The organism is Chitinivibrionales bacterium, from assembly GCA_014728215.1.
In the GTDB taxonomy this organism is placed as follows: domain Bacteria; phylum Fibrobacterota; class Chitinivibrionia; order Chitinivibrionales; family WJKA01; genus WJKA01.
This window is the reverse complement of the sequence record WJLZ01000055.1, coordinates 1-11,791: the sequence shown is the minus strand read 5'-3', so window position 1 is coordinate 11,791 and position 11,791 is coordinate 1. Positions and strand designations below refer to the sequence as shown.

Sequence of the window (11,791 nt, the reverse complement as noted above, 5' to 3'; positions counted from 1 at the left end):
TGACACAGACGAGGTGCGAGTTAAGTTAAACCTGTGATATCATCGGTTCCGCCCATACTCTGGTGCTGTTGCTGATACCTGAACTGATACACTGTTCCGGTTTTATTTGCCATATTCCTTTGATGATCCACGCTGTCGGAGCGCTGCCAAATGGGCAAAAAGAATAAAAAGAAGCAACAACTACCATCCGACCCAACTGAGTTGGAACGCCTGGCACGACAGCATTTGGCAGCCGGCCGTTACCGGAACGCAAAAAACGCATTCAAAGAACTCCATAAAAAAGACCCGGCAAAATACCTTCCCGATTTGATTGAAGCCTACAAAGCGCTTGCGCGGGATATGATAAGCAGGGGAAGGATGTCCGATGCGGAACCGGTTCTCGATTATATTCAACAGCTTACCGGATCAAAAATGGAGCCGTCGGACCTCTGGACTTCCGCTGCGCCGCATGCAACGCTTGACGCCACCCACCATGACACAAAAATGCAACGTTTGAAGGTCGCCGACGAATCGGTTGTTTCATTTGCCCGTACTCGGACCGGGTTTTTTGATGAAACATCCGAGCGGGAATGCGCGGCGGTTCAGGACGCCCTCCGCTATATTTGCTCCGCCGACTACCGGGCCGCAACCGACGCCGTTCGAGGCATACCCTTGAAATCTATGTTTTCCCACTGGCGGTTGTTTATTAAAGCGCTCTGTGCGTTTTACCGCCACGACGACGATACTCTGCGTGCCGCGTTCTCCCGTATACCCGAAGGCACCGCGCCTTATGAAGCGCTTCGTTCCTGCCGCTATTTGATTGACAGAACAAACAGCGCGGACGGCAATGTTCCGCGCAGCGAACGGCTTGCCCGACATGCCGGCATTCTGGCCGGTTTTCCCGGCTCCGCACCCGCACTTGCCCGCATCGATTATCTCTGGGACGTTGGGCGGTTCAGAGATGCTTTGCGGGAAGCCAGACGCACCGTTCCGGAATATTCCACCGCCCAAAAGGGCATTGCCGGCCGCCTACGTCATTTTCTTGAGTATAAAGTTTTTGATTTCGATGATGAAACCGCCGACAAATATCTTGAAGTCCTCTTCTCAACAAAAATAATGAATTTCAACCATATAAAGCCGGAAAATCGAGAGATTGCACTGGTATCCGCCCTGATATCCGAACGGATGTGTTTTAACAATTCCGAAATAGAAAATGTCTGGACCGATGTTATTGAACTTTACAGACACAACAACATTTTACCATCCGGAGCCGAAGCCTTGATACACCTGCGCCTGGGCAAATTGTTTGCAAAACCGGCTTTTGACACGCCGTTGTTTTTCCCCCGGCGGAACAAACCGGAAATCGAGGATGAAGAATTGGCCACCGAACACCTTAAAACCAGCATCAACCTCTATGATAATGATCTCGAGGCCTATAAAACCCTGCTGTACGTCTATACGATCAAAAACCGCAAAGCGGAGCGGAACCGCCTTCTTGACACAATGTCCGCAAAATTTCCCGAAGACAAGGAAACACTTGAACAGGCCGGCCTTTTTTGTCTCCAGAGGAAAGCGTATAAAAAGGCTTTGGGGTATTTCCGGCAGGCAATGGATATCGATCCCACCGATAAGAAAGCCGCCGCAATGCTGAATGTCGCCACCCTGCTGATTGCACGCAACGCTGCCGAATCCGGTCGCGTAACGCAGATGCGGAAATTTATGCGGCAGACGATCGAAAATAGTCTTGAGAATTCTATGGATTTCAACCTGAATCGGTCGGCAATAATGGCCCGATGGGCTGTTTTGGAATCGATAATCGGTGATGAAAAGGAAGTTCGCCGGATTGAACAATGCGGTCGTAACCTGGCGCCCACCGCGGCTTTCTATGATTATTTCATTGCTCTTATCGCCTCTGCCTATGCTCCCCGAAAGCGCCATGAATTCGAAACGTTTGAACAGCGGGCGCTCTCCTCTCAACCCACCGTGGAAAATGCCCTTTCCTTTGTTAAAATCGTTCTTTACGGTGAAGAACTGGGGATACCGGAACGGAGATTGGCCGACCGGCTCCAAAAAATAGACCGTTATTGCGCCAAAGCAGTGTCATCGAATGTCGACCCGCAAACAGCGCAAGAATATATCGAGCTGGTTCTTTCTATGTATCCGAGATTCCTCATGACGAGATCAGCCAAAAAGCTTGTAAAAATGCTTCTGAAAAAAGATGGGAAAAATCCGGCATACCTTCTCTACAATTTATTACTTGACATGAAAAGCAAGGGCTCGGTCCGGCAGCTCCTCTCCACGCTGGAACAAATAACCGAAGAAGCGGAAAAGAGGGGTGATATGAAAACACTCACTGAAGCCCGGAAACTTTCGGATGAAATTCATTCTATTCCTTTTATGGACGGCATTCCGGGCAAGGGGTCCAATATCTTCGAGCGTATGCTGAATGAATTTGAAGATGAAGATTATTTTGATGACGAAGACGAGCCGGGGCCCATGCCCCCACCACATCGCAGAGGGCGGCGTACAACGCACGGCAAAGCTAATCGGCACAAGGGAAAAAACTCCCCACCGTCGGGTGAAAAAAATATTTCCGATGATGCGGAGTTTATCGACATTTTTAATGATCTTTTTTAGGATATGGCTATGGACGAAAGAAATCCCTATGACATTCTGGGTGTAGAGCCCGGGTCAACCGATCAAGAAGTTCGCCGCGCATACCTTGATCTCATAAGAAAACATCCACCCGATCTGCATCCACAGGAATTTGCGCTGATAAGCAATGCATACGAAAAAATCAAAACCGAAAAAAACCGCTTGGAATATGACCTCTTTTCAACCGATCCCGGCATCGAATATCCATTTGATGCGCTGATTGAGGAAATCAAAAAAAAGGGTCGGCAACCACCCGGAATTACACCCTTAACAAAGTTGCTACGTGAATGTTTGAACAAGACGAAAACGAAATAGGCAAAGACCGTAGTCCCGAGAGTCGATCGGATGATCCGGTTTCGGTCCGTGACCATATCACCAAAAACGTAACCGCCTGGCTCGACTGGCTTGAGCAGCACACAATGCCTGTGCTCGAAGACACCGACGATGGCCGGTGTCCGGATCTCATGTCCCTGTATACCGAGATGAGCGCGCTGCGTCATGTAGTTTCCACCGGCATGCGACGCACTGTTGAGGGGATAGCCGGAATCTCGGAAACGCTTGGCGATATCGAACAGAAACACTTTCCGTCGGAAACCGGCAGCACAATGCCTGATTTTGCCGGCGACACTGATTTATTAAACAAAAACATCGTACTCGGCCTCGTAGAGCTTTTCAGCCGCATGGAGCGTCTGGCTCGACGAATGCAAAATACTCCGACCGGCGGCCTGTTTGTCACCGGTTGGAAAAACGAATGGAATTCGATCCGGGACGGAATCGAAATTGTCCAATCGCATTTTTCCCGGCTGCTGGAAAATATGAGCATAACCCGAATCCGGACAGCCGGACAACCATTTGATCCATCATGCATGATTGCCGTAACAACTATTTCCAGCGATGATCTTCCCGACGGAGCCGTGGCTGAGGAAATCACCCCGGGGTATCGATTAAATGATTCGGTGCTTAAACTTGCCGAAGTCACGGTTGTACGGCAACAAAAGGAGATATAATTATGGAACTTATTGCCGGTATCGATTTAGGAACGACCAACTCGGAAATCGCCTATATAGAAAATGGGAAACCGGTCATGGTCACCATCGAGCACAACCCGATCATGCCCTCTGCCGTCGGCCTTGCGCCCTCCGGCGAACTGATTGTCGGAAGCGCGGCGAAAAACCAGATGGTTTCTCACCCCGAATCGACGGTCCTCTCGATCAAGCGAAAGATGGGGGAAGAAATTACGGTGGCATTGGGAGAGAAATCGCTGAATCCGGAAGAAATATCCTCGCTGATTCTTCGGGAGCTTATCAAGCATGCCGAAGTCAGTGCCGGGCAGACAATTTCCAAGGCGGTTATCACGGTCCCGGCATATTTCAACGAACGACAACGGCAGGCGACCAAAGACGCCGGTGAGCTTGCGGGTGTTGACGTTGTTCGCATTATCAACGAACCGACCGCCGCCGCAATGGCCTACGAAGCCGGTCACGAAAACGATCAGATCATCCTTGTTTATGATCTCGGCGGCGGCACCTTTGACGCATCACTCGTGGTGGTAAACAAAGGCATTGTTGAGGTAAAAGCGAGTCACGGCGATACTCACCTTGGCGGCGATGATTTCGATGAACTCCTTATTAGGAGATTTTCCGAAGATTTTCACGACCGCCACGGCATTGATCCGGCTGCCGACCCCCGGATTCATCGGCGCCTCTGGATTGCAGCAGAACGCGCCAAACGACAACTTTCCGACAACCCGTATGCGCGAATCCGCGAAGAATTTATCTACGACGACCTTCATCTTGACATAGAGATTAATCGTCCGGACTATGAAGAAATGATCCTCCCGCTGCTGCATCGTGCACAAGACTGTGTACACCAGTGTCTCCGTGATGCTGCCGTCCTTCCCGCCGCGGTCGACAAAATAATCCTTGTCGGCGGCTCATCCCGTACCCCCCTGGTACATCGATTGCTAAAAAACGATTTCGGCAAAGAACCCCGGTACGAAATCGATCCCGACCTGATCGTTGCCCAGGGCGCCGCTATCCAGGCCGCCACAATCTCCGGCAGCCCCGCCAAAGCGATACTGGTCGATATAACCCCCTATACATTCGGTACCAGCGCTATCGGCAATATTAACGGTGATATTCGTGCCGGCGCATTCGTTCCCGTCATACATCGGAATACGCCTATACCAACAAAAAAAAGCGAAAGCTTTACAACCGTCGTTGACGGCCAGGAGTGTGTCGAAGTTGAAATTTATCAGGGAGAGCAACCGATTGCCGCCGACAATGATTTTGTTGGTTCGTTCAGAATTACCGGATTAAGCGATGTTCCCGCCGGTAACCTTGTGGTGCTTACCATGGAACTCGATATTAATGGAATGCTCAGAGTGACTGCGGTAGAGAAAACAACCGGTCTGAATAAGAGTGTAGTCATGAATACCCGCGGCCGCCGGGATCGGCTTAATATCGAAAAGGCCCGCCACAACCTTACCGGTTTGGTGCCGGAAGAAGAACTGTCCGAAGTTGCCGAAGCCGAGTACTGGGAATCGGGGCCACATTCCGTTCCACCGTTGGACAAAGAAAACCAAATCTCGCGCGCAAAAATGTTGCGAAAGAGAGCAGAACGGCTTCTGCCCGAACTCCCCGAAGAAGACGCCGCCGAAATCCGCGCGCTTCTGGAAAAACTCACTCATGCAATTGCTTCGACGGATACAAAAGCTGTCACCGAATGCAACGAATCTCTTTCCGACATGATTTTTTACCTGGAGGATTAGCGTGCGTTGTCCGGTATGCAGAAAAGAAAAGCGTTCGGAAGCCCAATGCCCAAGGTGCAAATTTGATTATACCATTATTGAAACTATCCGGCGCTGCGCCGAACAATTTCTTAACAGAGCCGTCCATGCGGCGCAACAGGGCGATTATACTGCCGTAATTCAACACGCTGGCAAATCCTGGGAATTACACCACTCCGCCAAAGCCGCTCAACTAATGACTCTTTCACATATTGCATTACAACACTATCGGCAGGCTCACGGCTGGTACCGATTGGCGGAACAGATGCAAAAGCATTCGGGGTGATTTCCACTGGATCCACGCCTGGTCAAATCATTCATTTCCTGAACTCATCAGCCTCTACCCCAAGCTCGTTCATCTTTTTTGTCAACCATTTACGATCGATCTCAAGCATTTTCGCCGCCAGCGAAACATTCCCCGAACTCTTTTTCAGGGTGGTCATGATCGCTTCCTTTTCAGCTTGTGCCCGTGCCGCTTTAAGGCTCATATCGATTTTTTCACCACCGTCCACAACCGGTGAATGGGAAGGTAGCTGGATATCATCGCGGGTTATGCGATTGCTCGATGAAAGAAGGATCGCCTTCTGCATGGCATTCTCCAACTCCCTGATGTTACCCGGCCAACTGTGGCCGAGAATAAGGTCACGTGCCTGAGAGGTGAGAGTCTTTTGGGGCAGGCCGAATTGGAGGGCATATTTCTTAATAAAAAAATCGGCCAGAAGCAGCACATCCCGGTCCCGGTTCCGGAGCGGCGGAAGGGTGACGGTAAGAACATTGAGGCGGAAAAAGAGGTCTTGCCTGAAGGTTCCCCGCCGAACCTCCGCTTCGAGGTCCTTATTTGTTGCCGCCACGATACGCACGTTGATGCGAATGGTTTCGGTACCACCGATACGGCTGATCTCCGACTCCTGGAGTACCCGAAGAAGCTTTACCTGTAGCTGGAGGGGTAACTCGCCGATTTCATCTAAAAAGACCGTGCCGTCCTGCGCGGCTTCGAAGAGGCCTGGTTTCCGAGTGGTGGCGCCGGTAAAGGCCCCTTTTTCGTGGCCGAACAGCTCCGATTCCATGAGATTTTCCGGAATTGCACCGCAGTTGATCGCCTTGAACACCTTGTCGGCCCGACGGGAATGCTTGTGCACGAACCGCGCCATCAGCTCCTTGCCGGTCCCGGTTTCCCCGGTAATCATAAGCGGGGACGCCGTCGCCGCCAGCCGGGACGCCGTCTCGACGACCTTTCCCATTACTGTACTTTCAAAAATCATTCCCCCGCACTGCTCCATCCCCTGATGTTGCAGGCGACGTATGGTTTCCCGCTGACTTACCCGCTCGCGGTGAGCCGCCAGAATTTCGGAAAACAAGGGAATTAAACGATCGCAAAACCGCCGGTCATCTTCGGTAAACCGGTCGGTTGCCTGCATCCTGTCACAGTACAGATAACCGGTTATCGACACGCCGTCGGTGAGCGGAGCACAGAGTACCGAAGCGACCAGATTCCGTTCGAGCGAAACCATCCTTTCGTCGCCGTCTTTCCAATCGATATCGTGCATGAGAATCGTTGCCGATTCATCCCGGGCCCAGTCGATCGCCCGGTTGGAAAAACGGTCGAGGCCGCTCCCCCGGGGATAACGGGCGATAGTAGTCCGTTCACCACGCTGTGGGCCTTCTACAACCAGACGGGATGCATCACAGTGCAGCAGGCGGGAAACCGACGCTACCAGGTTGGCAAAAACATCTTCCCCCCGATTACTCAAAAGCGATACCACGGCGCTAATCAACTCACCTACAAGCTCTCGCTCGGTCTTGTGGTTGGCGCCGGCGACGAGATCCGTTGTTGAGACGGCATTACCTGCCATGAACCTGAATTCTCTTGCTCCAACACCAAGCACATCGCCGGGTTGCAGCGCGGTCGCCGTATCGATTGGCGCGCCGTTGATTGATACCGCAAGTTCGGGCGATAACCGTCGAACCTCATATGTCCCATTTGTATAGAGGCAATGGGCCGCCCGGGCCGGCATTCCCTTGTCCTTCAGCCGAATATGACACTCCTTCGAAGAACCAATCGTCACAATCCGGCCGGAAAGAACATGTTCCGTATTATTTGAAGTCTCTATCAGCTTTGAATAATTCACCGTCCCCCCGTCTCCTTCCGCACTGTCCCTTCGGGCATGTTGATTATTTTTGTTTGAAAAGGAAGAAGCGCTACCTTTTCCCGCCACACAATGTTATCCTTTTCATCCTGCCAGGCGAGTGTATGGGACCCATAGGGAACAGTAATTCCTCCCCGTCGGATCCCCTCATAATCGAATGTTCTGTTATCGAGACGCAGATCCCCTTTCGATGGTGGATTCGCCAGATAAATACGTCCGGTGAGTTTACCGTGATGGGAGACGTCGCGGCGAAGGGGAAGTGAGGTGGGTACTCTCATCGATTTTTCAGCAATATTCTTCATCATACCCGACATTGCTCGCCTGGAATGCTCTCCCGAATCACCAGACATTGGCACGGGATTCGACTTCCGTCCGACAAAAAATGCAGCCGCCACGGCAATAACAAGAACACCTGCAGCAGCACCATAGGAGAGCCTTTGTACCGCAGGTTTCACTTTAGGACGGCCTGTCAAGTCATCCAACAACGACAGGGCCTCGACATTATCCGGATCCACTTCGAGGCACTCCACTAAAAGCCAATAGGCTTCATCATCCCGCCGTGCCGCGATCAGCTCCCGAGCTGCATCACATAGTTCTCCGGTAAGAGCTTCCGAACAGAGAGCCTCTGCGACATCCTGCCACCCGGGAACAAAGTGCATGTTTTGCGTCAAATTTATCCATGCTTCATATAATTCCTTGCCCGACCCGCACCGTTGCAATGGATTTTCGCTCAGGAGCCTGTCGGTAATCGATGATTCGGGGAGATCCCCGAGAATTTCTTTGAGTATCAACCCCGCCGAATAAATATCCGTACGCATATAATCGATTCTCTCTTTACCGCGCCAGAGTTCCGGCGCCATGTACGCAGGAGTCCCCTTAACGGTTCCGATCATCGACACCTTGCTGTCAACTATCTGTTTTGTAAAACCAAAATCGATAAAGCTCAATCCCTTATCGGGGGAAAGAAGTATGTTCTGGGGCTTGAGATCTCGATGGGCATACCCAAGAGAATGCAATGCTCCCAACGCACTGACAACGCTGTCGGCAATACAAAGCCGGTCGATATCCTGAAGCGGCTGGATGAGCATTTCATTTAACGGAACGCCGTTAATCCACTCCATAACGATGTAGATTTTATTTTTCCACTCAAAGGCGTCGTAGACCCGGGGGATTGAACCGATCTGCAACTGTGCCTGGGTTTTGCCTTCCTTGAGCAAGAGTCGTTTTTTTTCGGGGTCTTTTTCATGAATAATTTTTATCGCCACCCACCGGTCGAGTCTTGTCTGACGGACCCGGTAGACCGAGGAAAAGCCCCCCTCGCCGATCCGCATGGGATGCGTAAATCCTTTGGGCAGCTTCGGTATCATCGACCCTCCCGCCGTATCTTTTCGGCCTTGGCAAACCAGTACAGAATATCCTTATCGTCCGGATTATATTTCAGAGCCTTAAGCCATTGGGCATGGGCGTCATCATAACGCTTTTGCGACCAGTAAACCATTCCTCGATTGAAGTAGGAATTTGAGTGGGTGCTGTCGAGGGATATTGCCTTTGTAAAAAGCGCCTCCGATTTCTGTGCATACCCGAGCTTAAAGTAAAGAATACCGATACTGTTGACAACCTCGACGTTTTCGGGATCATATTGGAGGGCCGTTGAAAGGGCCTCCACGGCTCGTACCGTATCGCTGCGCGCCAGAAGAAGGCGGGAATATTCCGCCCAGGCATGAGAAAGCAGTTTGAGCGCCTTGTCATCCGGACGAAGTGTCCGGGCGGCCTCCAATTGAACAAGCGCCTGTTTCCAGATTGTCGTATCGCCGTTAGTATCGGCCGCTTTTTGAAGAAGCGCTTTACCCAGTCCAACCCGGGCGTCATAGCTTTTTGGATCATGCTGAATCTCTCTGGTGAAAAATTCAATAGCGGCAGAATAGTCGCCCAGCGCAAGGTTTGTGTTTCCCTTATCAACATCCGACGGCCCACATCCCGCAAAAATCAGAATGAGAACAATAAACAGGATACAGACAGTGTCGCCTCTGTTTACTCTTTGTTCCATGCTATCGTCTTATCCCATTTCGCCGATATGCTCCAATCCCAATCGGGAATATCAATCGGTGCATCATCATGAAGCGTCGACCATGTTTTGGCAATGCCGCCATCAAGTGTAAATCTCCCAATCACCCGGGTTTTCCTGCTTAACGAAATATCACAATAAATTGTATTATCAACCCGTTTCTTTTCAAATCTTTTTATCGGACCGAAATACGAATTTTCGATCACCTTATAGTAATCATTTTCATACGCCAGTACCGCATCGTTGAACGTAACACCAAATATGCTGTCGACAGCCACGGAACCGATTGAGCCGGTTTCATTTCCGTACCAGTGCCATATATAGTTGTCAACAAACGACTTAATCGACCATTTCGGCGATATTTCTACTTCGAACTTAAAAGGCAGATCAATTGCAACCGAAGGTCCGGCAAGGAACATAATATTGCTCTGGGGAATAATTGTCGACGCATCGAGTGTATCCAGTGGGGCGGAAATGAAATACCTGTCCGGCCGCAATGGTCCCATTGAACGCACCTCCCGTACCGCCAGCGAAGAGTCCTGATCATTCCAGAGAAGCGAGGGAGCAAAATAGCCGTTGAACAGCATTGATCCCGACACTTCTACCTCAGGGAATATCAGGCCCATATAGGCAATCCAGAATCCGCTCTGACTTTCGGTACTCATGTTCGCGCCAAGCTCGTGACGGTAACCGGCCGAAGAAAAAAAGATACGATTTCTGCGGGAATGCATGTAGGAAGTAACTATTTCATTGAATGACGAATAATTTTTATAATTATCGACCATTCGTGTCCATTCGTAATTGAAGGAAAAACGTTTTGCTATATTGCCGATTCCGGTCCTGATACCACCTGAAACGCCGAGGCTGTCAAATTCATTGCCTTCAGGGCTTACCGTATTGGGCTTGTTCATCGAAAACAGGCCGGATATAAAAGGAACAATGCCATTGCCCAATTTGTACCGGGCGGTCAGTGCGCTCTGGAACTGATAAAAAAGACCATCAATGGCGTCTTTTGGAAGCGGCTCTTCAGGAAGAACGAGAGGATAGGCCACGGCATCGATAAACTTTTCGCTTTCATATCCAACGCTGGCGGCAAAGCCAAGTGATGGTGTAAACCGTTTTTCAGACAAGGAGGCAAGCGCTCCGATTGAATCGAGCAACGCTTCCGCCCTTTGTTCCATTCCTGCCGCAGTGTAGATTACACACCGCTGTGTCAATAAAACTTTCTTTAATGCAGCATTATTTACCGGATCGACGGAATGGTTTAGTGCCAGGGCTGTATCCAGAGTTCCCTTCCTTAAATATGTTTCGGCTATCAGATAAAAAAGGCTGTCCCGCGGCATGCCGTTTTTCGATGCTCTGAAAAAATATACCTGCGCAGAATCAAATTCTGCGCTTTTAAGCATTTTCTGCGCTTTTTTCAGTTCCTGGTCATAAGAAAATCCCGAAGTAAAAATTACGGAACAAAGAAATATCAGCGAAACAACGTGCCTTTTTCTGTTATTCAAACGCATGGAATAACCTGTTAAATAATAATACGTTATCTAAAGCGACATCCTTAATTATATCTTCCCGAAGAAGTCTTGTGCCAGTATTTAAGTTGAAATGCTTTGAATTGGAAATACAAAGAAATGGTTCACTACAGATACAAAGAATTAGCTCTTCTTACATACTACCGATTCAAATGGCATCCATCAATTTTGAACGGAGTAGTAGAATAAACCTGTATGCATTGAATTAATGTCCCTTTATAGCCGGTATAAATTTCCGGTCATTATAGAGGAGCATTATCCAGGCCTGTTCTTTGTTGACCCGGTTTGCAGCTTTCCGACCGAGCAGATTAAAAATCGGCTGTTGCGAACCCTTGATAAGTGAACCGGCCGGTCGATAGTGATCTCGAATACCGCGTTTGAAAATGACTCCGGCGGAGGTTTCTTCGATACCGACGCCTTTGAGGATCGCACCATAAAACCCTACATTATTTATCATGTCGGTCGTATCACCAATGGCATAGAGTTCGTAGCCATAACCGTCAGTGGCGGTAAACCTGACATACTCATCCCATGCAATATTTGTGGTATCATCCGAATACCAACGGATATACAGCTCGGTTGCCCACAGATCACCCTGTTTTTCGTCGGATGAAGAATCCTCAAG

At 49.9% G+C, this 11,791-nt stretch carries 8 protein-coding genes; 4 read left to right on the top strand and 4 right to left on the bottom strand.

The features are described from left to right. The first annotated feature begins 150 nt into the window (after nucleotides 1-150). The 4 genes from GF401_03825 to GF401_03810 are packed head-to-tail and all read left to right on the top strand — an operon-like array spanning nucleotide 151 to nucleotide 5,404. Entirely contained in the window at nucleotides 151-2,616 is a 2,466-nt protein-coding gene (locus GF401_03825) for a hypothetical protein (protein MBD3344174.1), read from the top strand. Nucleotides 2,617-2,619: 3 nt separating this feature from the next. Continuing rightward, on the top strand, nucleotides 2,620-2,949 hold the full coding sequence (locus GF401_03820; protein MBD3344173.1) for a DnaJ domain-containing protein: 330 nt from the start codon (nucleotides 2,620-2,622) through the stop codon (nucleotides 2,947-2,949). Continuing rightward, nucleotides 2,922-3,641 carry a nucleotide exchange factor GrpE gene (grpE, locus tag GF401_03815; protein ID MBD3344172.1) on the top strand — a complete coding sequence of 240 codons (720 nt, stop codon included), beginning with the start codon at nucleotides 2,922-2,924 and terminating at the stop codon, nucleotides 3,639-3,641. The genes GF401_03820 and grpE overlap by 28 nt, the downstream gene beginning before the upstream one ends. 2 nt (nucleotides 3,642-3,643) lie before the next feature. Continuing rightward, nucleotides 3,644-5,404 carry an Hsp70 family protein gene (locus GF401_03810; protein ID MBD3344171.1) on the top strand — a complete coding sequence of 587 codons (1,761 nt, stop codon included), beginning with the start codon at nucleotides 3,644-3,646 and terminating at the stop codon, nucleotides 5,402-5,404. Between the two features lie 335 nt (nucleotides 5,405-5,739). On the opposite strand, the gene GF401_03805 is transcribed toward GF401_03810, so the two are convergent. The 4 genes from GF401_03805 to GF401_03790 are packed head-to-tail and all read right to left on the bottom strand — an operon-like array spanning nucleotide 5,740 to nucleotide 11,148. Continuing rightward, nucleotides 5,740-7,551 carry an AAA domain-containing protein gene (locus GF401_03805; protein ID MBD3344170.1) on the bottom strand — a complete coding sequence of 604 codons (1,812 nt, stop codon included), beginning with the start codon at nucleotides 7,549-7,551 and terminating at the stop codon, nucleotides 5,740-5,742. Continuing rightward, nucleotides 7,548-8,936 (bottom strand): protein kinase, encoded by a 1,389-nt coding sequence (locus GF401_03800; protein ID MBD3344169.1) that lies wholly within the window; start codon nucleotides 8,934-8,936, stop codon nucleotides 7,548-7,550. The genes GF401_03805 and GF401_03800 overlap by 4 nt, the downstream gene beginning before the upstream one ends. Next, on the bottom strand, nucleotides 8,933-9,616 hold the full coding sequence (locus GF401_03795; protein ID MBD3344168.1) for a tetratricopeptide repeat protein: 684 nt from the start codon (nucleotides 9,614-9,616) through the stop codon (nucleotides 8,933-8,935). Before GF401_03795 ends, GF401_03800 begins: the two co-directional genes overlap by 4 nt. Further along, a complete protein-coding gene (locus GF401_03790; protein ID MBD3344167.1) occupies nucleotides 9,601-11,148 on the bottom strand; it encodes a hypothetical protein in 1,548 nt (515 codons plus the stop codon). The genes GF401_03795 and GF401_03790 overlap by 16 nt, the downstream gene beginning before the upstream one ends. Nucleotides 11,149-11,791: the final 643 nt, after the last annotated feature.